We start from the raw sequence: 25,132 nt of genomic DNA on the forward strand, positions 1-25,132 counted from the left end.
GACCGCGCCGGCTTTATCAGATATCTGCGTATTGCGGCAGCAGATCTTGGTCGACGAGACGGATCTCGATCCTATTCGCCGCCTCGACATGCTCGGGATTGTCGACTGAGAACGTCGCGTCTGTAACGCTGACGATGATCGTGCCGGTTTGCTTTCCGGAAGTCGGGACCGGGATAAGGGCGCGTGCCTCCGGTACCTGCTGTTGCGTGATGACCTTCGGTAGATACACCATCCAACCGACGCCGGGCTTGTCGTCGAAGACCTGCTTCTCAAAGTAGCCTTTTGGCGATACTTCTACGATAAGCGGGCGAAAGGCGTCGACAATGGCACGGACAATGTCTGCCATGTCGCTGAAGGATGCGCAGCAGCGGGGAGAGTCAATATCGAGTGAGACGCGATCCGGGAGTATCTTTGCATCCGAAACGAAACAGGAAATAGCCGCTCCGTCGTCTGCGCTAGCTTCGACGTTCCATATAGCGGCGTGAGATACGTTGCGTTTCTTGCGACCGCCGCGCTCGTTAAGAACGGCGAGCGCTGCAGTAGACGGAGCGCCATCATCATCGAACGCAGGATACAGGCTTGCTTCTTCGAGAGAATCGCCCGTCAGACGCCAGTTTGTGTGCGCCATCACGCCCTCTTTCGCAGCCAGCGCAGTGACGAGACGTGATTGTCGGGAAAGCATTTCCGAGTAATCGCTGGACGCCATCGAAGCGTCGCGGAACATTGCATTGATTTCCATAATCGATCACGGTTGGTAGACGGACAAGGCGCCTACGCGAGAGAGTAGTGGGGCCATTTTCCGATACGTCAATGGCGTCTGGAAATACCAAGTGAGACGTGCTGGAGGATTGGCGCGTGTAAGACCACCTTGCTCGATGATCTGCTCTTCCATCGTGCGAAACCCATCGAACCACTTTTCAGCTTTGGGAATCGATCCGTCGAGGAACTGATCGTAGTTCCCCTTTGCCTCTTGCAGCATGCATTCACCCGGCTGGAACCCGTCGAAGTGTGTGCCGAGCCAGTCCCATTCATCGCTCCACCGGCACTCTTCGGTGTCGAACGCGAAGCCAGTGATTCGCGCCTGATAGCGGTACGCGTTCCAATTTACCCCGTGATTGCGACGGATCTTCGCGCCAAGTTCAGGAGGGCACTTCTTGCAGCTCTCGCCTGTGCGTGGAATCGCTCGGACGTCCGGTTTTGCCTTGCTCTGGTCTTTTGGAGTATCACCCGACAGACTCCCCGTTCCCGCCACTGCCGCCCCGCCCAACAAGGCTACGCCAGCGCGCGCCAATAGCGGCCCAAGCTCCACTGCCGCCGCTTCGATTATCGGTACCACCAATCCCGCCATCTCGAGATCCCCCGTTGTATTGCGGATGTTCGATGCGCCATTTGATGACGCGTACGTAATCGTGAAAACGTTCGTCGGCCGAGCGGCCGGGCCGAGTAAGCCACGTGCGTGTTGCGGGCTTCTCGTAGAAGTTCGGAGCGTATGCCTCGATTCGAAGAAACGCAGCGACATTTTCGTCGGACTGGATGCCGAGTCGCCGGGCCGCGACGTATGCGTTCCAGAGGCGCGTCGGCAGGGTGTCGTCGTCGGCCAGCTTTGGGTCCGCTTTGATGAGATCTAGTCGGGTGCGTTCGACATATCCGCGTGCATCGATCTCGGCAAGGCCGGCAACCTGTTCGCTTGTCAGCTCAAGCATGCGGGTGCACTCCCTTCAGTTTTCCATTCACTTCGATGAGCCAGTTAAATGTCGGAACAAAGAACTGCATGCGCTGAGTGAATTCCATCAGCGATGCCACGTCGGCCATGACACGGGCATCGTAGAACCGGAGGAGGGCTGTTCGGCCATCAGGCAAGCGCGCGTCGAGCCGGCCACGCAGCTCGTCGGCGAGCGATTCAATTGGATATGCGCTGATCAGCCAGGACACACCCGCCGAGCCGCCCGCCATCACGGATAGCGAGCGTCGCACGTTGCCGGTCGCACGCTCATAGTCGAGCAGCCACGGACCCGCATCGGCCAGTGATGCGTCCGGTGTGCCGTCGAATAGCGGTACGGCTGCCTGCGATCGCTGCGGGGGCGATCCGCCGGCAGCGTCCTCGAACAGGAGGCCGTCGACGAGGGCGTACAAGTGCGCCTGCATGGTCAACTGTTGTTGCCGCATTAAGTAGAACGCTTCGATCGAATTGCCGGTCATGGTTCTACCCGCGAGCGATCATCGTTGCGGCATTCTCGGCTGCCGACTTCAGGCATTCGAGGCAGAGCGTCGGCGAAGGGGCCAACGCGGCAGCGGTAGCTGCGACTGCGCCGCCGGTCGATGCCTCGCCGACTCCGACGTCGTCTAGCGTCGCAGACGACTGCGAGGCAATCAGCGTTGCGCCGCATGCGGTTTTCATGCCCTCGATGGCCGTTTCCCGGCCTGCGATTTGGTGCGGGTAGCGTCGCCCGGTGGCGGGCAGGATCGGAAAGACCCCCTTGCACTGCGGGCAAAGTACCTTGTGCCCGACGCCGGCAATGGGTTTTCCGTCAATCGTTGCGGCCGCGCTGCCCTCCAGCACGCGGCCGCCGTGCGTCGTCGTGTCGCCGACGCAGATCATGGCTCGGGCCATATGTTCTCTCGTAGGTGTGGTTTTCGTATGAATTTACCATTTCCCGGAGACCGGCCGGCCGTTGGCCATGTCGTAGTCAGTCAACTATTGTCAATCGAAGCGAGCGCTGTCGATCATGCGACGGAGCTGGTCGAGCGCGAACAAGTCAGGGGAGCCGTTCTTCTTCAGTTCCAATTCGGCGGCGCAGACCATTTTTTCCATAAGTCGCAGTGTTCGGCGCACATGCACGATTTCCAACACGAAGCGCTGCTCTAGCGTCAGCGATCGATTTTTCTTGAAATTGGCCGCGCTCCACGCGTCGCGCAATTCCGCCCAAGTCAGGCGCTGGAATTCAGGCAACTTGGTCGCCTTGTCGGAGCCGGGATCTGGTTCTCCGGGGACGTCGTGGAGCCTGCATTTCATGGCTTCACGTGCGCGCCACTCGTCGGAGAAAGGTGCGATGGGCGCACGTGGGTTGCCCATTCGGCCGGCACGCGTGATCTCCCTGTCGATCTTGTTCGACAGGCGGCGCAGCGGCGCTGCGTACTTCAACTCGTCGGCCCGGTCGAGGTACGCGATCATGCGAGTAGCGTCGCCGGTAAGGGAGCTCATCTCGGTCAACGTAATCCGCAGGTGCAGCACCTCTAGAATCAGCCGATGAACCTCGGCGTATGTGCACGTGTTCCACCATTCCGACATAGCGTCGAACCGGGGCGGGTCAAATGGGGGCAATATCATGATGCGCGCGAGGCACTGTATGGATATACAGTTTATCGCGCGGTAAGATGGAGCCGTCAAGTCTCAAAAATGGGGGCGGGCAGTGTGCACAAACTACAAAGCGCCAGACGAAGATCCGGGCATCAACGAGCTGAGAATCGGGATCGGCGATCTGTATCGACGCGATCCGTGGGAGCCGGATGTGTATCCGGACTATGCAGCGCCGATCGCATGGTCGGACGGTGATGGCCTTGGCGTCGTCAAGGCCGTGTTTGGCTTCTGGCCGAAGTTTATGCAGCCTGAGCGCGTCGACGACAACGGGAAGAAGCGGAGAAAGCTCGACACGGTCAATGCCCGTTCAGAAACGGTCGGTGAGTCCCGGCTTTACGGTAAGGCGTGGCGAGCTGGTCAGCGCTGCTTGATTCCGGTCCGATGGATATACGAGCCGTGTTACGAAACGGGCCGGAACGTCTGGCAGCGGATCGGGCTAACGGATTGGCAGCCGTATTGTGTCGCCGGCATCTGGCGGCGTTACGAAGATGCAGACGGCCGCTCGCTGGTCGGCATGACCATGATGACCGTCAACGCTGACGGCCATGCCGTGATGGGGCGAATGCACAAGCCCGGCGACGAGAAACGATCGGTGGTCATATTGCGCCCGGCCGACTATGACGAATGGCTGAACACGAAGAATGTCGAAGCTGCACGCACGCTGCTGCAGCTCTATCCGGCTGACGACATGGTCGCCGGACCAAAGTAGCTTGGCTGCGCTCAGATACACGAAAGTCCGCTGCCGGCCAGGAACGGTCACTGGTACTCGGTGCCAGAATCGTCGACAATCCGACGATGGAGCATCTATCGGAACCGGTTATATTGGGGATCGTACTGGATGAAAAACACACTGGGTTACCTGCATGAGGTCTGGCTCTGCCCGGACGGATTCGGCAACGCTCTACCCGCATGCATCGCCCACGGACCAGCCGGAGATGCCGCCCGTGCCCTCAATGAGCCGGGCAGTGAGTGGATATGGACGTTTTGGGCATCGTCACATGCGGAGGCGATGGGTATTTATTACGAATTCGTCGGCTATGGAAAGTACGCATCTCAATTCGACGACGATATCCTTCCTTATCCGCAAGATTGGTATGAGCGCCAGGTCGCCCATCTGAACTGCAAGTGATCGATGCATACGCGTCGGCCCAGCGTCCTTGTAAGTCGGTCGCGGTAGGCAACTTCAGGCAACAGCCGACCAGATTCGGTCGTGCGACGTCACCATTCCGATCGTCGACAATGTCGTTCCAGCCGATGAAGGCTCAAGTGATGAACGAAGAGATGCAGATTCCCGCTGGAATCACGAATGAAGCGCTTTGGCTCAAGAATTGTCGAAAGATTCGCGCGAGAGCGCTGGACTTGCTTAAGGGTCGTCTTGGCGTCATTGAAACGGCGCGGGCCATGCTTCCATTGGCCTATTGGACAAAGGTCGAAGGCGAACCGGAGTTTCTGTTGTTTCGTGCAATCGCATCGGAAACCGACGATCTTCCCGTCGGCGACGTCAGAGAGCACTGGGCGACTGATGCGCTCGAACGCGAAGATCTTCGCATCGAAGCAGCCGAAGAATTTTGGCGCGAAAAGGCGCTTTCTGCTGCCGAGGGACTAGTCGAAAGATACCAATGGACAGCGCGTCGGACGGATACTTGATCGGCCGGTTCGGGTAAAACCGAGTGACTGAAGTGGATCGGCTACAGCCGAACGCGTCGGGCTACAACCGGCCACGAAGAGTCATTTGGCAAGACCTCCGCATGGACATTTGTGCGACTGCTCACACTTTGTGAGCAGCCGTTCCAGCGACAGGGACGTCTGTCGCGTCATCGACCGAAACGGTCGTCGAGGCATCGTGAATATTATGGAATTGGAAGTTAATTTTTCGGCAGATTCGGTTAGAGAAGCATTCGAACGGACCATACTAGCTGCGCTGTCTGTGCCAGCAGTAGAATTAGAGCGGCTTGCGGGCCGAAGCTTGAAAGAGGCTGCGAATGAAACCCGGCTAGCTTTGGGTGGTTTCATCTTGGATGAGCATCCGTTGCGGGACATCGTGCTGAATGCTTTGCGAGATGTTGAGACGCACGCAAATGCGGTCGACACCTTGTTTGAAAGTAAAGCTTTCCTGCCTCACGTGCGGCACATTGATGAAGTGGCAACTGCTGTCCAGTTCGTATGCCTAGATCCGGCACGCTATAACGAATTCAACTGGCGCTGGAAAAACTTTGAGGCGATCCACGCAATCCGAAATCGTTTGATCAACTTGGATCTGCCTCTGGATGCCCCGCACGAAGCTTGGCTGGATGCGAATTTCGAAACGCTGAAGTTGTATGCGACCTCAACGAAAAAGCTTGTGCGCGATCCTACGCTTTGTAAAGACATATGGCGAAAGCTTTTTGGAAATTGGATGTTCTCCGTGTTCTTAAAAGACATGTACGCGGCAGTCGGTAGAATCGATTATTATGAAATGACCGAGTACGATTGGAACAGTCAAGCCGTCCATTTTTCACCGATCTCTGATCAGTTTTTTACGATGACGACGGAGCACAACACTTACGTTGAAGCTGCGAAGAGTAGCGTGCTGAGGTCAATTCACTCGTTCTATCGAGAGGGTTCCGGGATGGTGGCTGACCGAGAACGGTTGCGTAAAAGGCATGCAGTCGACATCGCGTCAGATCTTCACAGCATGCTCAGAAATAAGCCTAACTGGTATATGGACCTAGCTAACAAAGGAGGTCGCTTTGACGAAATTACAAGCTATGTGTTGTCGGGCGGTGTGGACACGGCAGAAGTGATCCAGCTACTCCTCGGCGCAGAGCCGCCGGATCCGTTGGCAATCGTTTTCGCGTCGTCTACTGAGAGTGCGTCTGATGCGACTGAACCGACCGCAACCGTAACGCCTGTTTCGGAACCGGCAATGCCCAGGTGACGATCGAAGGGAAAGAAGCCGAAAGTGCGGGCTGCAGCGGTAGTGAGACGCCGTGCGTATTGCTCGGGAACCGGACGGCGGAGCCGCGAACACGATTCGGCCATAGCTGATTGTCAAGGACCCGTAGCCGTGGGGAGGCTGCAGTTTTTTGCAGACATCTGCAAACCCGTGTTGGCGGATGGCCGTCCTCACCGATGTCGAATGAGTCTTCCCGCAACTTCCGCCGCAGCCCGTGGAACGCGACGCGATTACAGGAAGGACCGTTGTACCTCTGAACGCGACGCTCGGGCTGCGATGGGCTGACCGGCGGGTACGGGTCGGTAGCGGCCCGTCGCCAAAACTATCGGCGTAGGTCTCGGCGCGGCTTTGTGCGTCAGGCCTTGTCAGATAAAGCGCAGGTACTGCTACATCACCGGGTACTGCAAGTGGCTTTGCAACCCGGTGGCTAGATCTGAATCCAGAAGCACAAAAGCCCGCTGCGAGCGGGCTTTTTCACGTGCTACAAATTTGCTACAGCAAGGGGTGTGAGCCTTGCTGGATAAGCCTTGTGCTTATCATTCCATCCCCTGAACTACGGCGTGGCTCTCTTGGGGTACCTGTCGCAGTCTATCTGCGAAGCGCTCAAAGGTATAAGTCGACCGAGAAAGAATGAGAGACTAGTGAAATTGCGATAGGCGAGAAATTCATGACATCTTCACAGCCACCCTTCTCGGCTCGACTCAGAGGCCAGCATAGGCAGGTCGACGCCGACTTTCCTGCTTCGGCGCGGAGCGGGTTACTGCATTTACTGTTTGATCTTGTTGAGCGTGGATACTTGACCGACTGGACGATAGTTGCGCGCGAGTTACATCGAATCGGCCGGCTGTCAGTGGTTGAGTATATCCCTTCTAATGTGGCTAGTCTGAAGCAAGCTAGGATCGATGCGGAAGCAGCCCTTGGGGTCCTTGGCTGGGAGAAGGTGTATGACTTCTGCGAGCGATTGCACGGCTACTTGCCTCAAGAAATCGGACATGAAGACAGTTACGGGAACTACATCGTCGCAATGTCTCGGGGCGATATACAAACGTACATCGCGACCGAGCTTCAACGACTTTTCCTCGAAGAGGACCTCGCGTATGAGTTTACTGAAGGAACCGTTCGCAGACGCGGGCGCAAGCATACAGTGGAATTGGCAACTAAGTCGCAAGTGGTGCTTGGCGATCCTCGGCTATTAGGTGCGCGAAAGCACTTTGATAAATCTCTGCAGTTCTTTCGTCACCCGACACGCCCTGATTACGAGAACGCAGTGAAGGAAGCTGTATGTGCCGTCGAAGCTGCGGGCAAAGCCCTCTTCCCGATGGCGAAAGCCTCAACATTAGGCGATCTAGTGAAATGGCTCGGATCAACAGCTGACGTCTCGGTTCCGAAGGCTATCTGCCAGACGATTACCGGTGTTTATGCGTTTAGGAGCGGTGGAGACGGGGTGGGACATGGCGGGGCGAACGGCGGCAAGGCGACGTTAGAAGTCACCGAGTACCTGTTGGCGCTGTGCGCTTCGCAGATCATTTATTTAGTTGATTTGGAGAATTCTATGGAAGTCGACATTCCTTTCTAAAACGGGATCTGCGGCTCTGCCTTGGTAAGGTGGCTCATGTTGGTGGTTAATATATATAAGTGATTGATTTTGTGTAAGTCGTGACGGCCTGCAAAGCCGTTTAGGCCGGTTCGACTCCGGCTCGCGCCTCCAGGTAGGAAGAGAAAAGCCCCGCTTCGGCGGGGCTTTTCTTTTTCCGTCTCGCTTTCGACGGGTTTTGCACCGAGATGGTGTCCGTCGGCGGGGCGTGGTCCGTCGAATCGCGTCAATCGATTCGCGTGACGCCTTGTCATGGATCGGACAGAAAGTTACTTTGCTGCCCGGGTTTGCCGGCGGCTCCGACACCGTCGCGCGAGGTTCGCCTTTCGATCAGTTTCGCTCTGCGCTTGCAAATGTGGCTATCCGATTTAGTATGCGGAAAACCATGCGCCGGCGCGGGCGCACACTTATGCAGTGAGGAGACCCATGCACCCCCGGACGGCAGCCCCTTACTCCATTGTGGCAGTCGGCATCGTGATCGCCTGCGCGCTGATGGGCCTGTGCGTGCTGCAACTGTTCCAGAGCCGCCACGACGCACTGGAGCGTGCCAGCGAGACCTCGCGCAATCTCGGCCTGATGGCCGAGCGTGACATCGAGCGCAACTTCGAGCTCTACGACCTGTCCTTGCAGGCGTTGATTCATGGTCTGCAGCGGCCCGACGTGATGGCTGCTTCGCCGGCCCTGCGGCACGGCGTGCTGTTCGACAACTCGATGACCGCGCAATTTCTCGGTTCGCAACTGGTGCTCGATGCCGACGGCAACATCATTCTGGATTCGGCCAATCATGTTCCGCGCAAGGGCAATTTCGCCGATCGCAAGTACTTCACCATTCACCGCGACAATCCGAACGTGGGGCTCTATGTCAGCGATCCGTTCGCGTCGCGCCTGCGCAGGGGCATGCTCAGCATTGCGCTGTCGCGGCGAATCTCGAATCCGGACGGCTCGTTTGCCGGCGTTGCGCTGATTGCGGTCAACCTCGAATATTTCCACCAGCTGTTCGCGGGGCTGTCGCTGGGGCAGCATGGGTCGATGTCGCTGATCGGCAAGGATGGCGTCATGGTCATGCGCCAGCCATATGATGTCCGTACCATCGGCCGCGACATCAGCAAGGCGGTAACCTTTCGACGGTTCGGAGCCGCCCCGGAGGGCTCTTTCTCGGAAACGTCGTCGATCGACGGCGTGCGCCGTCTTTACTACTTCAAGCATCTACCGACGCTGCCGCTGATCATCATGGTTGCGGAAGCCGAGCAGGACATCTATGCGGCGTGGCGGCACCGCGCCGTGACGATCGGCGCGCTGGTGGTGACGTTCGGCGCCGCGTTTATTGCGCTGTCCGTCATGCTCGGCGCGCAACTGCGGCGCCGGATGCGCGCGGAGTCCGAGCTTGTGCTGCTGGCGCGCACCGACGGTCTCACCGGCCTGAACAATCGCCGCAGCTTTGGCGAAGTGCTGGACCGGGAGTGGCGTCGCGCACGGCGGGCCAGTTCCATTTTCTCGCTGCTGTTCGTCGACGTTGACCGCTTCAAGGCCTACAACGACATCTATGGCCACCAGGCGGGCGATGACGCGTTGACTGCGGTCGCACGCTGCATCGGCGAAAACATCCGCCGGCCGGTGGATACGGCGGCCCGCTACGGCGGGGAGGAATTCGTGGTGTTGCTCCCCGATACCCCGCAGACGGGGGCCGCCCAGATTGCCGAGCGGATTCGCGCGGCAATCGACAAACTGGCACTCGAGCATGCCGGAAGCGAATACGGGCGCGTCACCGCCAGTATCGGACTGGCGAGTTGGGAGCCGGATCAGGAGGGGGAGCCGAGTGCCGTGATCAAGGCGGCCGACGAGGCGCTCTACTATGCAAAGGCAACCGGTCGGAACAAGGTCGCTACCTTCCAGCCCGCGGCTTGACGGAAACCGGACTCCTCGGTGACCTATGGTCTGGCGGCTTCGATAACACAAACGCGCCGCTTGGCCGTTGCGGATGCAACGGCCAAGCGGGCGATCAGCCATCCACCGGCTGCGCAGGCGTTTCGAGCTTCAACTGATAGAACGCCGCATCGAGCCAGCGGCCGAACTTGAATCCCGCCTCCGTGATCGTGCCCGAGTGCACGAATCCCAGTTTCGTATGCAGTGCGATGCTCCCGGCATTGGTCGCATCGATACAGCCGACCAGCACGTGCACCTGCGCTTCGCGCGCACGCCGGACCACTTCGCGCAGCAGCAGTTCGCCGAGCCCGCGGCCGCGCTGGTCGCGGTGCACGTAGACGCTGTGTTCCACCGTGTACTTGTACGCGGGGAACGCGCGGAACGTACCCCAGCTCGCGAAGCCGAGCAGCGTGCCCGACGCGTCCACCGCGCCGACGACCGGAAAACCGCCCGCGCGCTTCGTTGCAAACCACGTGACCATCGCTTCCGGCGGGCGCGGCCGGTAGTCGTACAGCGCGGTCGAATTCACGATCGCGTCGTTCAGGATCTCGAGGATGGCCGCTGCGTGCTCGGCCTCGCTGCAATCGATCAGGCGCACGTCGTCGCGCTGTTTCGGGGAATTCATAACGGCTCCGGTTGGTTTTGAACGGGTTGCGCACACGGTGCGCGCATCACGCGCTCCGCGCGCCGGCCGCGGACGTGGATGCGTCGCAGATCACGACGACATAGCGCGCGGCATGCGACGACGGGTTGCTGAAGATCAGCGGCCGATCGAGCCGCATGGCCAGACAGTCGCCTTCGTGAAGTTCGTGAAGCTCGCCGCCGAACGTGACGTCGACGCGGCCGCTGATGATCCATATCTGCTGATGCAGCGCGCTTTCGCGTCCGCCGCTGTCGTACGCGACGCGCGCGCCGGGCGGGAAATCGACCTCGACGAGCTGGATCGGCGACGGCCAGCCGGGCGGGGACAGGTTGCGCCGCACATAGCCGGACGCCGGGTCGCGCCATTCGGCCTGCTGCGCGCGCCGTGCCAGCGGCTGCGCGGGCGTGTCGTCCCGGTCGCCGCCGAACAGCCCTGCCAGCGACACGCCTAGACCTGCCGCGAGCTTGTCGAGCACGACGGCCGTCGGGCTGGCCGACGCGCGTTCGATGAGCGAGATCATCGAACGGCTGACGCCGGAGCGCGCGGCCAGCGCATCGAGCGTGTAGCCTCGAGCAGTACGCAGGTCGCGCACGCGCCGGGCGATGCGCTCGTTGATGCCGGTATCGTCGGCAGCGGTCGTTACGGATTCTTGCATGATGGATTTATTCTCCAGCAAACTGGAATTCAGTGTCAACGGCGCATTGGCAGCGGCCGACCGATGGCGCGACGGCCTTCGAACGCCTTGCCCGGCAGTCACGCGCAGCGTAATATACGAATCGACTACGTTTCGTTTAATTGGGGATATATGGGCATCATCAAGATTTCCGAGCACATGCACGAACGGCTGCGCTCGACGAGTACGGCGTTGAGTCGGTCGATCAACGCACAGGCCGAACACTGGCTGCGTGTCGGGATGCTGGCGGAACTCAATCCGGCGCTGTCGTACGGCGACATCTGCCGGATGCTGATCGAGGCCGAAGCACGGGGCGGCGATGTGGCGCCGGCAGAGCCGGTCGCGCACGGCATCGAGCAGGTGGCGTAATGGCGAAGCGCGAAATCCCGATCCGCGGCACCGCAGAAATCGCCAAGTCGCGCGAGGCCGCGAAGCTCGCGTCGCAGGTGCTGGCGATGATCGCCGAGCATGTGAAGCCTGGCGTCTCCACCGATGAACTGGACGCGCGCTGCCGCGAATACATCGTCGACATGCTCGGCGCGATACCGGCGAACATCGGCTACCACGGCTATCCGAAGACCCTGTGCGCGTCGGTCAACCATGTGGTCTGTCACGGCATTCCATCGTCACGCCCGATGCGCGACGGCGACATCGTGAACCTCGACATCGCGGTGATCAAGGACGGCTGGTACGGTGATACGAGCCGCATGTATTTCGTCGGCGAGCCGGGCGAACTCGCGCGGCGTCTCGTCGCGGCAACCTACGAAGCGATGCACGCGGGCATCCGCGCGGTGCGTCCGGGCGCGACGCTGGGCGATGTCGGTTATGCGATCCAGCAGGTCGCGCATCGCGAAGGGTTCAGCGTGGTCCGCGAGTACTGCGGGCACGGCATCGGCGACGTCTATCACGACGAGCCGCAGGTGCTTCACTACGGCCGTCCGGGCACCGGCGTGCCGCTGCGGCCGGGGATGATCTTCACGATCGAGCCGATGCTCAACGCGGGCAAGCGCGACACGCGCGTGCTGCCGGACGGCTGGACGGTCGTCACGAAGGACCATTCGCTGTCCGCGCAGTGGGAGCACATGGTCGTGGTGACGGAAACGGGCTTCGAGGTGCTGACCGACGATGTGAAGCCGCAGGCATTGGCGGCGCTTTCCGGCACGCACGCTGCCTGACGCGTGCCGTGCGCCGCGTCCGGCGGCGCGGTGGCGCAAATGAACGGGTCCCGTTGCGGGGCCCGTTTCGTTCGAGGTCACGCGGCGCGATTCACGCGCGACTGCGGTTATCCGCTGCGTGACGCGAGACCGCTGCTTAACCGCGCGCCTTCTGCCACGCGTGTTCGACGAACACGCGGCACAGCGCTTCCATCCCTTTGCGGTCCTCGTCATCGAAGCGCGCGGCGACCGGACTATCGACGTCCCACACGCCGATCAGCGTGCCGTCGTCGGCCACCAGCGGCACGACGATTTCCGATTCCGATGCCGCATCGCACGCGATATGGCCGGGGAAGTCATGCACGTCGCGCACGACCTGCGTCTCGCGCGTCTGCGCGGCCGTGCCGCACACGCCCTTGCCGAGCGCGATCCGCACGCACGCCGGCTTGCCCTGGAACGGCCCGACCACGAGTTCGGTCCCGTCGAAGAAGTAGAAGCCGGCCCAGTTGAGGCGGTCGAGCGAGTGGTAGACGAGCGCGGAGAAATTCGCCGCGTTCGCGGTCAGGTCGCGTTCGGACTCGACGAGCGCGCGCGCCTGCTCGACGAGCGTCGCGTATTGATCGGCCTTGGAGGCGGTGGGGTCGTTGGACAGCGTGAACATGGCGGGAAGGCGATAGGGGTTGTGAAAATGCGCGATGCGCGTCCCGCAGTCTACGGCACGCGCGTACGGTCTGCAGCGCGCGGTTGCGTGTGATACGGCGCGCTCAATCGGGCTCGAGCCCGGCAAACCGCTCCGCCAGAAAATCGAGCAGCGCCCGCACCGCGGGCAGCAGCCCGCGGCGCGACGCGAACACCGCGTGCACGATCTCGCGGCGCGGCGCCCAGTCCGGCAGCACGGTCGCCAGTTCGCCGCGCGCGATCTCGTCGCGCACCATCATCGTCGGCAATTGCACGACGCCGACGCCCGCGACCGCCGCCGCGCGCAGCGCGAGCATGCCGCCCGTCACGAAGCGCGGCTGGTGATGGATTTCGGCCTGAGCGCCGTCGGGCCCGCGCAGCCGCCACACGTGCGCGGACTGCGGCACACCGTGATCGAGGCTCGGCAGGCGCGCGAGATCGGCGGGAACCGCCGGCACGCCATGTTCGCGCAGCAGCGCGGGGCTCGCGACGAGGCACTGGCCGCGCTCGGTCAGCACGCGCAGCGCGAGATCGCTGTCCTCGAGCGGCGGCGGGCGCACGCGGATCGCGACGTCGATCCCTTCACCGACCACGTCGACGCGCCGGTTGGTCGCTTCCAGGTGGATCTCGACGCGCGGGCACGCGGCCATGAACGCGGCGATCATCGCGCCGACCAGCGAATCGAGCAGCACGATCGGGCAACTGACGCGCACGATGCCGCGCGGCTCCTCGTGCAGCAGCGCGATCGCCTCGTCGGCCGCATCGGCCTCGACGAGCATCGCGCGGCAATGCGCGTAATAGGTCTGGCCGACGTCGGTGACCGTGAAGCGGCGCGTCGAGCGCTGGATCAGCCGCATCCCGAGCCGCGCCTCGAGCAGCGCGACGCGACGGCTCAGCTTCGATTTCGGCATGTCCAGCGCGCGCCCGGCCGACGCGAAGCCGCCATGCTCGACGACCTGCACGAAGTAGTAGAGATCGTTCAGATCCCGTTCTTTATCGTTCATGAAATGGAACGCTGAGTGCGATTTTGGCAGTCTACCGGATCGATCGTTCCGCCTCTATATTCATGCTCAGGATGCGAAACACGTGTTTCGCCGCAATTTGGAGAGGGTAATGAAGAAGATCCAGGGTGTGTACAGTGCGCCGCGCGGCCATTGGGTCGGCGACGGTTTCCCGGTGCGTTCGATGTTCAGCTACCAGTCTCACGGCGCGCACCTGAGCCCGTTCCTGCTGCTCGATCACGCGGGCCCCGCGACGTTCGAGCCGGCTTCGGCGCCGCGCGGTGTCGGCGAGCATCCGCATCGCGGGTTCGAAACGGTGACGATCGTCTATGACGGTGAAGTCGCGCACCGCGACTCGACCGGCGCGGGCGGCGTGATCGGCCCGGGCGACGTGCAGTGGATGACGGCCGCGAGCGGGATCCTGCACGAGGAATTCCACTCGGAGGCGTTCACGAAGCGTGGCGGCCCGCTCGAGATGGTGCAGCTGTGGGTGAACCTGCCCGCCGCGGACAAGATGGGCGCGCCCGGCTATCAGACGCTGCTGAACGCGGACATTCCCGTGGTCGAATTGCCGGACGGCGCGGGGCGGGCGCGGATCATCGCGGGCGAACTCGACGGGCGGCGCGGCCCGGCCCGTACGCACACGCCGATCGACGTATGGGACGTGCGGCTCGTGGCAGGCGGCCATGCGCGGTTCCCGGTCGCTGAAGGGCGCACGCTCGCGGTGGTCGTGCTGAGCGGTACGGTGCAGGTGAACGGCGAGACGGTCGCCCGCGAAGCGCAGTTCGTGCAACTGGGCCGCGAAGGCCGCGACGTCGAGATCGAAGCGAACGGCGACGCGAAGCTGCTGATCCTGAGCGGCGAGCCGATCGACGAGCCCGTCGTCGGTTACGGGCCGTTCGTGATGAACTCGCAAGCGGAGATCCGTACCGCGATCGAGGATTTCAACAGCGGCCGCTTCGGCAAGATGCCGGCATGACGGACAGGCCCCGCGCGATGCGGGGCTTTTTTTTCGCGCGGGCGGACGGTCGCGCGTCGCGCGTGCTTCGAGGCATAATCAGCGGTTGCCGCGCGCCGGCCGGCGCGCCCGAATCAGGACCGCACATGAACGCATCCGCACCCGCCGCATCCCCGAGCACCGCCGATCTCGACTGGCGCTGGAAATCCTTCGACGCGCTGACGGCGCGCGAAATCTATTCGATCCTCGAAGCGCGCAGCGCGGTGTTCGTCGTCGAGCAGAACTGCGTGTATCGCGACATCGACGACGCGGACCAGGCCGCGTGGCACCTCGCTGCGTACGATTCGGCCGGCCGCCTGGCCGGCTATCTGCGCGTGCTGCTGCCCGATGCGCAGAACACCGACGTGCGCATCGGCCGCGTGCTGACGACCGCCGCGTTTCGCGGCGCGGGCCTCGGCAACGGGCTGCTGTCGCGCGCGCTCGAGCATATCCGCGCGCAGTGGCCGGATACGCCCGTGAGCCTGCATGCGCAGGCCCACTTGCAGCGCTTTTACGGCGCATTCGGCTTCACGCCGAGTTCGGACGTGCACGACGAGGACGGCATCCCGCACGTGTGGATGAGCAGCACGCGCGCGTGATGCGCGACGCGCCGCGCGGCAGTCAGTGCGCGGTGCGTGCCACCGACGGCTGGTCCGTGCGCTGCACGGCCCGTTCCCCGATCAGGCGCCCGCGCGCGGACAGCCGCAGCCAGTGCCGCAGCGCGATCAGCGCGCCGATCACGCTCATCATCGAGCCGGGAATCCACAGCAGCAGGCCGCCGATCTGCTGGTCGCGCAGCGGGCTCAGCCACGTGAACGCGCGGCCGCAGATCGAGTAGATCGGATACAGCTCGTGCGGCGTGAAGAAGATCAGCGCGCCGAGCGCGATCTGCGGCGGGATCGCCGCGACGACGATCAGGATCCGGCGGCCGGGCGACAGCCGCGCGGGCGGCGCGGGGCGCGGATCGACGACGAGCCACCAGAACAGCAGCCCGTCGATCACCATGCTCCAGTTCATCACGCGATAGAGACGCCAGTCGAGCATCGCGATGAAGTGGATCGGCGACAGCAGCCAGAAATAGATCAGCCCGACGAACAGCACGACCGCGACGACGGGATGGAACACCACGTCGAGCGTCGCGCGCACGGGCGCCCACGCGAGCGCGGGGCGCACGAAGCGCTGCCGCCAGCGAAACGGGATGCCCGCGCGAATCGCCGCGCCCGGATAGGACAGCGCGATGAAGAACGGCCCGAGGTGGTGCAGCACGAGGTGCTGCGCGCGGTGCAGGAAGAACTCGTGCTCGAAGAAATAGTCGAGCCGCGTATGCAGCGCGATGTAGAGTGCCGTCAGCCCGAACCAGAACGAGAACTGCCGCAGCGGCGACACCTTCGCCTTCTTCACGCCGCGCGCGAACAGCACGGCGGCCGTCAGCACCGCGATGACGACGGTCGGCGACGGTTCCCACGGATCGAGCCAGTACAGGAGGTTCATCGCGCGCGCATCACTTCGCCTGGGCCGGCGACTTCACGGCGAACGGCGTGTCGACCGTTTCGCCGTCGGAGAATTTCAGGCGCAGGTGCACGGTGTCGCCCGGCTTGATCGCGTGCTTCGGCTCCTCGAGCATGAAGTGATAGCCGCCCGGCGCGATGTCGACCTTGCCGCGCGCGGGGATCGTCAGCTTGTCGACCATTTCCATCTTCTGCGTCGAGCCGTTCGAGACGGTCTGGTGCAGCATCGTCATCCCGTAGTCGGGGCTGTCGACATCGACGAGATCGACCGGCTTGTCGCCCGTGTTCACGAGCGTCACGTAGCCGCCGGCCGGCAGCTTGTTCGGCAGCCACCGCACCCACGCGTTCTGCGCGGTGATCGTGCCGGCGGCATAGGCCTGGGCGCCGGCGCACAGCGCGGCGAGGAGGGCGAACGTCTTGAGGGTCGTCTTCGTCTTCATGTCGGAATGCATTCAGGTAGTGGAGGCGGTGTCGATGATCCGGCGCACATCGGCGGCGATGGCGTCGGGCGAGTCGCGGTCGGTCGCGAGCAGGCGCGCGCGGCCGCTCGCGTCGAAGATGTAGACAGCCGAGCTGTGCGTGACTTCGTAGCCGCCGGACGGATCGCGTTTTTCCATCTGGTACGCAACGCGATAGCGTTTCGCGAGCGATTCGATCTGGCGGTCGGTGCCGGTCAGGCCGCGCGCATGCGCGGGGTCGAACGCGGCGACATACGACTGCATCGCCTGCGGCGTGTCGCGCGCGGGATCGACCGAGACGAACAGGATGCGCGCGTCGTTCGCCTGCGGGCCGAGCTTCGCGAGCACTTCCATCAGCCGCGCCATCGTTTCGGGGCAGACATCGGGGCAGTGCGTGTAGCCGAAGTAGACGAGCGCGACGCGGCCGCGGAATGCATCGGCGTCGACGGGACGGCCGTCGCCGCCCGTCAGCGTGAACGACAGGTCGGGCAGGTGGCCGGTGACGTTGGTCAGGTTCCAGCGCGGCTCGTCGTGCGTGCACGCGGCGAGCGCGACGGCGGCGGCGAGGGTCGCGGCCGTGCGGATGATGCGGGAGAAGCGCTGGCGCGGGACGGGACGGGCAGACGGCATCCTAGAACTCGATCGGACGGAATGGTGGCCGGCCGGCGCGGCGCCATGCGTCGCGCGGCAGGCGGTTGCGACTGTAGCGCAATTTGCGCGCCCGCGTCCTTTCGAAACCCGTACGGCGCGGGCGAGCGGGGCAATATGCCGCAGTTGACGCGGCTGGCGGCGCGCTGCCAGTGATGCGCCGGTTTCGCCCAACTCGATGCGCAGGCGCGGTAAGATGCGCACAATTCCATTCGCGCAGCGGCAGCCCGGCGTTTGCCGGCCGCCCCTCACATTATCGAATCGATGCAATCCGTTCCGGCTTCCCTGTCCCTGACCGATACCGCGTTCTTCTTCGACTTCGACGGCACGCTCGTTGAACTGGCGCCGACGCCCGACAGTATTCACGTTCCGCCGTCGCTGCTGACGCTGCTCGACGAGCTGCGCCGCCGCTCGCACGGCGCGGTCGCGGTCGTGTCCGGGCGCGGCATCGACAACCTCGACACGTTCCTGAAGATGCCCGGCCTGCCGATCGCCGGCCTGCACGGCGCGGAGCGCCGCGATGCGAACGGCGACACGCAGCGCATCGGCTTCAACGACGAACGTCTGCTGCGCATCGAGCGCGAGCTCGCGGCCGTCGTCGACCGTCATTCGGGCATGCTGCTCGAAATCAAGGGCGCGGCCGTCGCGCTGCACTATCGCAATGCGCCCGAGCGCGAGGCGGTTGCGCGCGAAGCGGCCGAGCGCCTCGTCGCCGAATATGCGGATGCGTACGTGCTGCAGCCCGGCAAGATGGTGTTCGAGATCAAGCCGAAGGGTGTCGACAAGGGGCGCGCGCTGGCCGCGTTCCTCGACGAGCCGCCGTTCGCGGGCCGCATGCCGCTGTTCGCGGGCGACGACCTGACCGACGAGAAGGGCTTCGCGGTGGTCAACGCGCGCGGCGGCCTGTCGATCAAGGTCGGCGCGGGCGAGACGTCCGCCCGCATGCGGCTCGATTCGGTCGACGCGCTGCACGAGCAGATCGCGTGCTGGCTTGGCGCGGGGCAGCCGCACGCATGAGCCGGCTCATCATCGTTTCAAACCGCGTCGCCCCGATTTCGGAAGGCGAACCGGCGGCGGGCGGCCTCGCGATCGGCGTCTACGATGCGCTGAAGGAGACGGGCGGCATGTGGTTCGGCTGGAGCGGCGAGGTCGTCGCCTCCGGCGCGCCGCAGATCCGCATCGAGGAGCGCGGGCCCGTGACGTTCGCGACCGTCGGCCTGTCGCGCCGCGATTACGACCAGTATTACCGCGGCTTCTCGAATGCGACGCTGTGGCCCGCGTTCCATTACCGCGCGGACCTGATCCAGTACGACCGCCACGAATTCGACGGCTATCGCCGCGTCAACGTGTGGCTTGCGCAGCAGCTCGTGCCGCTGCTGCAGGACGACGACGTGATCTGGGTGCACGACTATCACCTGATCCCGTTCGCACGCGCGCTGCGCGAGGCCGGCGTGAAGAACCGCATCGGCTTCTTCCTGCACATCCCGTTTCCGGCCGCGCAGGTGCTCGTCAACGTGCCGCCGCACCGCGAGCTCGTCGAGTCGCTGTGCGCGTTCGACCTGCTCGGTTTCCAGACCGAGCCCGATCTGCGCGCGTTCTGCGACTACATCGAATTCGAGGCGGGCGGCGAGGTCGAGCGCGACGGCCGCACGGTGCGCGTGCGCGCGTTCGGCCAGACGCTGCGCGCGGCCGCCTATCCGATCGGCGTATATCCGGACGAGATCGCGACGCTCGCGCAGGCGGGCGAACACGGCAAGGCCGTACGCACGCTCGCGACGTCGCTGCGCGGGCGGCAACTGATCATGAGCGTCGACCGGCTCGATTATTCGAAGGGGCTCGTCGAGCGGTTCCGCGCGTTCGAGAAACTGCTCGAACACCAGGCGTCGATCCGCAACCGCGTGTCGTTCCTGCAGATCGCACCGTCGACGCGTGCGGACCTGCGCGCGTACCAGGACATCCGCCTGCAGCTCGAAGCGGAGTCGGGGCGCATCAACGGGCGTTACGCGGAGCTCGACTGGGCGCCGATCCTCTACATCCACCGCCAGTACGACCGCCAGGTGCTGGCCGCGCTGTACCGGCTCGCACGCGTGGGTTTCGTGACGCCGCTGCGCGACGGGATGAACCTCGTCGCGAAGGAGTATGTGTCCGCGCAGAATCCGGACGATCCGGGCGTGCTCGTGCTGTCGCGCTTCGCGGGCGCCGCGCGCGAGCTGACGGGCGCGCTGATCGTCAATCCGATCGATATCGACGGGATGGCCGATGCGCTGTCGCAGGCGCTGACGATGCCGCTCGCCGAGCGGCGCGCGCGTTACGCGGACATGATCGCGCAGCTTCGCGAGAACAACGTGTCGGTGTGGCGCGACAACTTCCTGCGCGATCTGCAGCATGGCTAGCCGGTAGGTCCGGCGCATCGCGCGGCACATTCCGCGCCATCTCGGCCGGCCGTTCCCGGTGCAATTAAAAAAGCCGCAGTGCGTGAAGCACTGCGGCTTTTTTATCGGCTGCGCGCGGACGCGTCAGGCCACACGTTCGCCGGTCGGCGTGCTGCCGTCGGGTGCTGCGTGGTGGCGGCCGTGCTGCTTCGTGAGCAGGTCGCGATACAGGCCGGGGCGGTTGCGCAGTACTTCGGGGCTGCCGTCGTCGATCACCTTGCCGTTGCTCATCACGATGATCCGGTCGAAGTTGCGCAGCGTCGACAGGCGGTGGGCGATCGCGATCACCGTGCGGCCGACCATCAGGCGGTCGAGCGCGCTCTGGATCGCTTCCTCGGATGCGCTGTCGAGTGCCGACGTCGCTTCGTCGAGCAGCAGGATCGGCGCATCCTTCAGGATCGCGCGCGCGATCGCGATGCGCTGGCGCTGGCCGCCCGACAGCTTGACGCCGCGGTCGCCGACGATCGTGTCATAACCTTCCGGCATCGCCTCGATGAACTCCGCGCAGCGCGCGTCGCGCGCGGCGGCGAGCACTTGCTCGCGGGTCGCGTCGGGGCGGCCGTACGCGATGTTGTCGTAGATCGTCCGGTGCAGCAGCGAGATGTCCTGCGGCACGAGCGCGATCGCGTGGCGCAGGCTGTCCTGCGTGATCGCCTTCACGTCCTGGCCGTCGACCTTCACGACGCCGTCCTGCGTGTCGTAGAAGCGCTGCAGCAGCGCGAGCACGGTCGACTTGCCGGCGCCCGACTTGCCGATCAGGCCGACGCGCTGGCCCGGTTCGATATGGAGATCGAAGTGGTCGAGGATCGCACGGCGGTGCGGATACGCGAACGTCACGCGCTCGAAGGCGACGCGGCCGCCCTTGGCCGACAGCGGCTGCGCATCGGAGCGGTCCTGCATCCCGTGCGGCTCGAGCAGTGTCTTCACGGCTTCGGACAGCCGTGCGACGTGCTGCGTGACGTCGACGAGCGCCACCGCGAGATCGCGCGTGCCGTGCAGGATCGTGAAGCCGAGCGAGCTGACGAGCACGATGTCGCCCGACGTCGCGCGGCCCTGGTCCCACAGCCACAGTGCCCAGCCGAGCAGGCCGGCGGACAGCATCGCGGTGATCACCGCGTGCAGCAGGCGCAGCTTCTCAAGATAGAGCAGGCTCTGCTGGCGCGCGTCCATCTCGGCCTTGACCGTCGCGCCGAAGCGCTTCTGCTCGCGCAGGGTCATCCCGAACGCACGCACGAGGCCCATGTTGCCGATCACGTCGACGAGTTCGCCGTCGACCGCCGCTGCCTTTGCCGCGAACGCATGGTGGCGGGCCGAGCCGCGTCCGGCGAGCTTGAACAGGATGACGGACAGCACGGCCGAGCAGCCGAGCAGGCCGGCGGCCATCATCGGATTGACGACGATGATCATCAGGATTGCGCCCATCACCGCGATGCACGGCGGCAGCACGTTCCACGCCATCGTGTTCTCCGACGTGTAGACCGCGTTCGACGTGGCCGTGATGCGGCTCGCGAGCGTGCCCGGCTGCTTTTCCGAGTAATAGGTCGGCGAATGGCCGATCAGGTACTGGAACAGGTCGCGCCGCAGGTCGCCGGTGACCGCGACGAACGTGTGCGCGGCGACCCAGCCGCCGACGCGCCACAGCAGGTTGTCGGCCGCGATCAGCCCGACGAGCAGCGCGAACGCGCTCCACAGCGGGCCCGGATGATGGCGCCCGGTCGCCAGCACGTCGATCAGGTGCTTGATCGCGTATTGCGAGCCGAGCGCGCAGCCGACGGCGGCCACCACGCTGCACAGCACGATGAGGTGGGCGACGGGATGCAGGCGAATGTAGCGGAACAGGAACGCGATCGGCCGGTGCGCGTAGCTCGACAGCTTCGCGTTGTGGGCGTTGCGCTGGGCAGGGGTGAGAGATTCCAAAATATGCGTGCGGTGATTCGGTGGTTGAGCGTTGCGGCTGGATCGCATGCCGGCGTTCGCCCGGACTGAATAATCCGGCATTGTAAACAACGCATGCGTCGCGCTGCGCGAATCTTGCCTTGGCCAGGGGCTCACGATCGATTTTGAGATAAAATCCGGCATCCCGTCCTGCCACATGTGCCGGAATCACGCTGCCGGCAGTCACGGGTGACCAGGATCGCCAAAAGGGCCTTCCACTCTAGAACGGACGCCCAAGTCCGCGGGTTGCAAAGTGTTGCGCCTTTGTAACAAAGTAAAGTGTTTGAAATGTTGTGCGCCGTATCGGGATTAACCCTAGATAATCGGCTCCGGGTTCGGTTCCAGGTTTTTTTACGAACCCCTGTCAACGGGTCTTCGTTTCAAACGTTCTATGCCTGTCGCGTCGCCGACGCTCCTTGAGCAGCGCGGGTTCGACGCCCCCGGCAGGCTGATTCGTCCGATTTTTCGGACGAAATGCATCCAGCCCGGACCGCCGGCAGGTTGCCGACCCAACCTGGTTTTTAGCCGATTTTTTAGGAGTTACGCATGCGAATCGCCCAAATCGCTCCGTTGCACGAAGCAGTTCCCCCGAAGCTGTACGGCGGTACCGAGCGAGTGGTGTCCTACCTCACCGAAGCACTTGTCGAGATGGGGCATGACGTCACGCTCTTCGCGAGCGGCGATTCGCAAACCTCCGCGAAGCTCGAAGCGTGCTGGCCGCAGGCGCTGCGCCTCGACCCGACGATCCGCGACGTGATGGCACCGCACATGCTGCTCCTCGAGCAGGTGCGCCGCCGCGCGGAAGAGTTCGATGTCCTGCACTGCCACATCGACTACTACCCGTTCTCGCTGTTCTCGCGCCAGCCGGTCCCGCATCTGACGACGATGCACGGCCGTCTCGACCTGCCGGAACTGCAGCCGATCTTCAACGCATTCAGCGACGTGCCGGTTGTGTCGATCTCCGACAACCAGCGCATCCCGCTGCCGCAGGCGAACTGGCTGTCGACCGTTTATCACGGCCTGCCGGAAAACCTGCTGACGCCGATCCCGAACGTGAAGCCGAGCTATCTGGCGTTCCTCGGCCGCATCTCGCCGGAGAAGCGCGTCGACACGGCGATCCGCATCGCCGAGCAGGCCGGCCTGCCGATCAAGATCGCCGCGAAGCTCGACAAGGCCGACCGCGCGTACTACGAAGAGAAGATCAAGCCGCTGTTCGCGCTGCCGCACGTCGAGTACATCGGCGAAATCAGCGAGTCCGAAAAGACCGAATTCCTCGGCAACGCGCACGCGCTGCTGTTCCCGATCGACTGGCCGGAGCCCTTCGGCCTGGTGATGATCGAGGCGATGGCCTGCGGCACGCCGGTGATCGCGTTCAAGCGCGGCTCGGTGCCGGAAGTGATCGACAACGGCGTGTCGGGCTTCGTCGTCGAAGACGAACTGTCGGCCGTCGCGGCGCTCAAGCGCCTCGATACGCTGCCGCGCGAGAAGGTCCGCGCCGCGTTCGAAGCACGTTTCTCGTCGAAAGTGATGGCGCAGAACTACGTGAAGGGCTACGAGGAACTGCTGCGCCAGAAGCGCCGCACCGTGCTCCGCGAAGTCAACGCAAGCTGATTCGCCGGCCGCCGCCGCGCTGCGGTGCGCGGCCGTCATCGACGCCCCGTCCGGGTTCCCGGCGGGGCGTTGTCACATCCGCGGCGCGGATCTGTTGTATTCTCGCCGCGCCCGACGCCGCGAACGGCCCATGAAGCGGCCGGGCACGCCATCCGGCAGTCTGTCCAGACGGTAATGTCCCTATAATGGCCGTGCCGTGAAATCCGGCCCCGCACGATCATCCAGAGGAGAGCAGTCTTGGCGAGAACGAAAACCACGCGCGCAGCGCCGGCCCCCGGCGCCGGCGTGATCTTCGCGTTGCGCGCGATCGGTCTCGTACTGCTCGCGCGCTGGCTGTTCTCGATGTCCCAGATGGGCTATCGCGCGTCGCTGTCGGCGATGGTGTCGTCGCCCTGGGCGTTCGTCTACCTCGTGCTGATCTTCCTGCTGCTCGCGTTGCCGGGCGCCGTCGCGCGCGCCGAGCGGCCGTTCCATCCGCTGCCGCAATGGCTGCGCCAGGCGCTGCGCGTCTTCGCGCTGATCGGCTTCCTGTTCGCCGTCTGGTCGATCGGCGCATTCGCATGGGCGGCCGGCTGGCGCCGTGCGCTGCATGCGGTGACGGCGACCAACGGCTGGCTCGTCGCCGCGCCGGCGCTCTATGCGGCGATCGTCTGGATCTGCCGTCCGCGGCCGCTGTGGCGAACCAACGTGGCGGCACGCCGCTTCGCGGTCGGCCGCTACGCGATTTCGCTCGACGTGCTGACGCGCACCGCGATCGTCTGGATGGAAAGCCGCAAGGTCGGCCAGTACGACGCGCGCGAGCTGTCGGTGCGCTGGCCCGGCCGGGTGGCGCCCGTCGCGGGCGATCAGGGCGCGCCGGACGTACAGCCGGCGGCCGTGCCGCCGCGCCGCGGCAGCCTGTTCCGGCGGCCGAAGGTGGAGCTGCTGTGGGATTCGCCGGCGGCCGTCGGCCATAACCGGCAGATCGTGATGCGCGCGCCGCTTGCGACCGAGGGCGACCGCGTCGCGGTGCTCGCGCTCGACGCGGCGCTCAAGCAGATCGTCTGACACGGCTCGCGCACCGGGCGCGGGCGACAAGGAGGCGCAATGATCGTCCGTTGGTTGCTGGCTGCCGTTCACCTGAGCGCGTTCGCCGTCGCGTTTGCCGCGATCGCGGGACGCAACCGCGCGTTGCGCCGGCTCATCGCGTCGGCGCAGGCGGCCGACCTGCCCGGCGTATTCAAGGCTGACGCCGCCTGGGGGCTGTCGGCGCTGGTGTTGATCGTGACGGGGCTGATGCGCGCGTTCGGCGGTTTCGAGAAAGGCACCGCGTACTACCTGCATGAACCGCTCTTTCATCTGAAGATGACCGCGCTCGTGCTGATCCTGCTGCTCGAGGTCGTGCCGATGCTCGGGCTGATCCGCTGGCGTGTCGCCGCGCGGCAGCAGCAGATGCCGGATATCGGCCGCGCGCGCACCTATGTGCGGATCGGTCATTGGCAGGCCGTGCTGCTGGTCGTCATCGTGTTCGCCGCATCGGGGATGGCGCGGGGGATTGGGCTGGCCGGGTAGGTGCGGCCGGCTAGGTCTGGCCGGGTAGCGGTA

The 25,132-nt window shown here is 64.0% G+C and carries 29 protein-coding genes; 15 read left to right on the forward strand and 14 right to left on the reverse strand.

All coding sequences use genetic code 11. From position 1 onward, the window contains the following. Positions 1-16 precede the first annotated feature (16 nt). From MRS60_RS05645 to MRS60_RS05670, 6 genes are all read right to left on the reverse strand, one after another. A complete protein-coding gene (locus tag MRS60_RS05645) occupies positions 17-739 on the reverse strand; it encodes an immunity 52 family protein (RefSeq protein ID WP_131948529.1) in 723 nt (240 codons plus the stop codon). 6 nt (positions 740-745) lie between these two features. Next, positions 746-1,339, reverse strand: coding sequence for a restriction endonuclease fold toxin 5 domain-containing protein (locus MRS60_RS05650; RefSeq protein ID WP_243565357.1), 594 nt, complete (start codon positions 1,337-1,339; stop codon positions 746-748). Further along, entirely contained in the window at positions 1,224-1,703 is a 480-nt protein-coding gene (locus MRS60_RS05655) for a hypothetical protein (RefSeq protein WP_243565358.1), read from the reverse strand. The genes MRS60_RS05650 and MRS60_RS05655 overlap by 116 nt, the downstream gene beginning before the upstream one ends. After that, positions 1,696-2,199, reverse strand: a complete 504-nt coding sequence (locus MRS60_RS05660; RefSeq protein ID WP_131948531.1) for a DUF4123 domain-containing protein — start codon at positions 2,197-2,199, stop codon at positions 1,696-1,698. The genes MRS60_RS05655 and MRS60_RS05660 overlap by 8 nt, the downstream gene beginning before the upstream one ends. A gap of 4 nt (positions 2,200-2,203) precedes the next feature. Beyond that, positions 2,204-2,611 (reverse strand): PAAR domain-containing protein, encoded by a 408-nt coding sequence (locus MRS60_RS05665; RefSeq protein ID WP_243565359.1) that lies wholly within the window; start codon positions 2,609-2,611, stop codon positions 2,204-2,206. A gap of 90 nt (positions 2,612-2,701) precedes the next feature. Continuing rightward, positions 2,702-3,172, reverse strand: coding sequence for a hypothetical protein (locus MRS60_RS05670; RefSeq protein ID WP_243565360.1), 471 nt, complete (start codon positions 3,170-3,172; stop codon positions 2,702-2,704). 238 nt (positions 3,173-3,410) lie between these two features. Between MRS60_RS05670 and MRS60_RS05675 the strand changes: the two genes are divergently transcribed. The 6 genes from MRS60_RS05675 to MRS60_RS05700 all read left to right on the forward strand — a co-directional run bounded on the left by MRS60_RS05675 (position 3,411) and on the right by MRS60_RS05700 (position 9,792). Next, complete coding sequence (locus tag MRS60_RS05675) at positions 3,411-4,067, forward strand: SOS response-associated peptidase (RefSeq protein WP_060223194.1); 657 nt, start codon at positions 3,411-3,413, stop codon at positions 4,065-4,067. A 129-nt stretch (positions 4,068-4,196) separates the two neighbouring features. Then, on the forward strand, positions 4,197-4,487 hold the full coding sequence (locus MRS60_RS05680; RefSeq protein WP_011882618.1) for a hypothetical protein: 291 nt from the start codon (positions 4,197-4,199) through the stop codon (positions 4,485-4,487). Positions 4,488-4,597: 110 nt separating this feature from the next. Further along, entirely contained in the window at positions 4,598-5,005 is a 408-nt protein-coding gene (locus tag MRS60_RS05685) for a hypothetical protein (RefSeq protein ID WP_176025525.1), read from the forward strand. A gap of 196 nt (positions 5,006-5,201) precedes the next feature. Then, positions 5,202-6,275, forward strand: coding sequence for a hypothetical protein (locus tag MRS60_RS05690; protein ID WP_243565361.1), 1,074 nt, complete (start codon positions 5,202-5,204; stop codon positions 6,273-6,275). Between the two features lie 685 nt (positions 6,276-6,960). Then, a complete protein-coding gene (locus tag MRS60_RS05695) occupies positions 6,961-7,869 on the forward strand; it encodes a hypothetical protein (RefSeq protein WP_243565362.1) in 909 nt (302 codons plus the stop codon). Between the two features lie 444 nt (positions 7,870-8,313). Further along, on the forward strand, positions 8,314-9,792 hold the full coding sequence (locus MRS60_RS05700; protein WP_243565363.1) for a sensor domain-containing diguanylate cyclase: 1,479 nt from the start codon (positions 8,314-8,316) through the stop codon (positions 9,790-9,792). 94 nt (positions 9,793-9,886) lie between these two features. On the opposite strand, the gene MRS60_RS05705 is transcribed toward MRS60_RS05700, so the two are convergent. Both MRS60_RS05705 and MRS60_RS05710 read right to left on the reverse strand, forming a co-directional pair. Beyond that, complete coding sequence (locus tag MRS60_RS05705) at positions 9,887-10,435, reverse strand: GNAT family N-acetyltransferase (protein ID WP_034183116.1); 549 nt, start codon at positions 10,433-10,435, stop codon at positions 9,887-9,889. A gap of 46 nt (positions 10,436-10,481) precedes the next feature. After that, entirely contained in the window at positions 10,482-11,108 is a 627-nt protein-coding gene (locus MRS60_RS05710; protein ID WP_034183117.1) for a helix-turn-helix domain-containing protein, read from the reverse strand. A gap of 150 nt (positions 11,109-11,258) precedes the next feature. Here MRS60_RS05710 and MRS60_RS05715 point away from each other — a divergent pair, with 150 nt between their 5' ends. Both MRS60_RS05715 and map read left to right on the forward strand, forming a co-directional pair. Continuing rightward, on the forward strand, positions 11,259-11,495 hold the full coding sequence (locus MRS60_RS05715; protein WP_034183118.1) for a ParD-like family protein: 237 nt from the start codon (positions 11,259-11,261) through the stop codon (positions 11,493-11,495). Beyond that, positions 11,495-12,301, forward strand: coding sequence for a type I methionyl aminopeptidase (gene map / locus MRS60_RS05720; protein WP_243565364.1), 807 nt, complete (start codon positions 11,495-11,497; stop codon positions 12,299-12,301). Before MRS60_RS05715 ends, map begins: the two co-directional genes overlap by 1 nt. A gap of 136 nt (positions 12,302-12,437) precedes the next feature. On the opposite strand, the gene MRS60_RS05725 is transcribed toward map, so the two are convergent. Together MRS60_RS05725 and MRS60_RS05730 are read right to left on the reverse strand one after the other, a co-directional pair. Beyond that, positions 12,438-12,941 (reverse strand): GAF domain-containing protein, encoded by a 504-nt coding sequence (locus MRS60_RS05725; RefSeq protein WP_011544958.1) that lies wholly within the window; start codon positions 12,939-12,941, stop codon positions 12,438-12,440. Positions 12,942-13,044: 103 nt separating this feature from the next. Beyond that, entirely contained in the window at positions 13,045-13,962 is a 918-nt protein-coding gene (locus MRS60_RS05730; protein ID WP_175748843.1) for a LysR family transcriptional regulator, read from the reverse strand. Between the two features lie 109 nt (positions 13,963-14,071). On the opposite strand from MRS60_RS05730, the gene MRS60_RS05735 reads away from it, so the two are divergent. Together MRS60_RS05735 and MRS60_RS05740 are read left to right on the forward strand one after the other, a co-directional pair. Then, entirely contained in the window at positions 14,072-14,938 is an 867-nt protein-coding gene (locus MRS60_RS05735) for a pirin family protein (protein ID WP_034183121.1), read from the forward strand. A gap of 125 nt (positions 14,939-15,063) precedes the next feature. Then, entirely contained in the window at positions 15,064-15,555 is a 492-nt protein-coding gene (locus tag MRS60_RS05740) for a GNAT family N-acetyltransferase (protein WP_243565365.1), read from the forward strand. A gap of 22 nt (positions 15,556-15,577) precedes the next feature. Here the strand turns inward: MRS60_RS05740 and MRS60_RS05745 are convergent, their stop codons facing one another. From MRS60_RS05745 to MRS60_RS05755, 3 genes are read right to left on the reverse strand one after another with little or no spacing between them, the layout of a single operon-like run. After that, positions 15,578-16,447 carry a cytochrome c oxidase assembly protein gene (locus MRS60_RS05745; RefSeq protein ID WP_034183123.1) on the reverse strand — a complete coding sequence of 290 codons (870 nt, stop codon included), beginning with the start codon at positions 16,445-16,447 and terminating at the stop codon, positions 15,578-15,580. Positions 16,448-16,457: 10 nt separating this feature from the next. Then, positions 16,458-16,904 carry a copper chaperone PCu(A)C gene (locus MRS60_RS05750; RefSeq protein WP_072436416.1) on the reverse strand — a complete coding sequence of 149 codons (447 nt, stop codon included), beginning with the start codon at positions 16,902-16,904 and terminating at the stop codon, positions 16,458-16,460. A 12-nt stretch (positions 16,905-16,916) separates the two neighbouring features. After that, the gene (locus tag MRS60_RS05755) at positions 16,917-17,552 is read right to left on the reverse strand and encodes an SCO family protein (RefSeq protein WP_175748845.1); all 636 of its coding nucleotides are present in this window, start codon (positions 17,550-17,552) and stop codon (positions 16,917-16,919) included. Positions 17,553-17,834: 282 nt separating this feature from the next. Between MRS60_RS05755 and otsB the strand changes: the two genes are divergently transcribed. Beyond that, positions 17,835-18,587, forward strand: coding sequence for a trehalose-phosphatase (gene otsB / locus MRS60_RS05760; RefSeq protein WP_034183125.1), 753 nt, complete (start codon positions 17,835-17,837; stop codon positions 18,585-18,587). Then, positions 18,584-19,963: an alpha,alpha-trehalose-phosphate synthase (UDP-forming) gene (gene otsA, locus MRS60_RS05765; RefSeq protein WP_034183126.1), complete on the forward strand. Its 1,380-nt coding sequence runs from the start codon at positions 18,584-18,586 to the stop codon at positions 19,961-19,963. The genes otsB and otsA overlap by 4 nt, the downstream gene beginning before the upstream one ends. Positions 19,964-20,086: 123 nt before the next feature. Here otsA and MRS60_RS05770 read toward each other — a convergent pair whose 3' ends face one another. Next, entirely contained in the window at positions 20,087-21,919 is a 1,833-nt protein-coding gene (locus MRS60_RS05770; RefSeq protein ID WP_034183127.1) for an ABC transporter ATP-binding protein, read from the reverse strand. A gap of 564 nt (positions 21,920-22,483) precedes the next feature. On the opposite strand from MRS60_RS05770, the gene MRS60_RS05775 reads away from it, so the two are divergent. The 3 genes from MRS60_RS05775 to MRS60_RS05785 all read left to right on the forward strand — a co-directional run bounded on the left by MRS60_RS05775 (position 22,484) and on the right by MRS60_RS05785 (position 25,099). Continuing rightward, positions 22,484-23,548 (forward strand): glycosyltransferase family 4 protein, encoded by a 1,065-nt coding sequence (locus MRS60_RS05775; protein ID WP_006476459.1) that lies wholly within the window; start codon positions 22,484-22,486, stop codon positions 23,546-23,548. Positions 23,549-23,785: 237 nt separating this feature from the next. Beyond that, positions 23,786-24,595, forward strand: a complete 810-nt coding sequence (locus MRS60_RS05780; protein ID WP_034183128.1) for a hypothetical protein — start codon at positions 23,786-23,788, stop codon at positions 24,593-24,595. Positions 24,596-24,634: 39 nt separating this feature from the next. Beyond that, the gene (locus MRS60_RS05785; protein ID WP_105390739.1) at positions 24,635-25,099 is read left to right on the forward strand and encodes a DUF2214 family protein; all 465 of its coding nucleotides are present in this window, start codon (positions 24,635-24,637) and stop codon (positions 25,097-25,099) included. Positions 25,100-25,132: the final 33 nt, after the last annotated feature.

The organism is Burkholderia pyrrocinia (assembly GCF_022809715.1).
In the GTDB taxonomy this organism is placed as follows: domain Bacteria; phylum Pseudomonadota; class Gammaproteobacteria; order Burkholderiales; family Burkholderiaceae; genus Burkholderia; species Burkholderia pyrrocinia_C.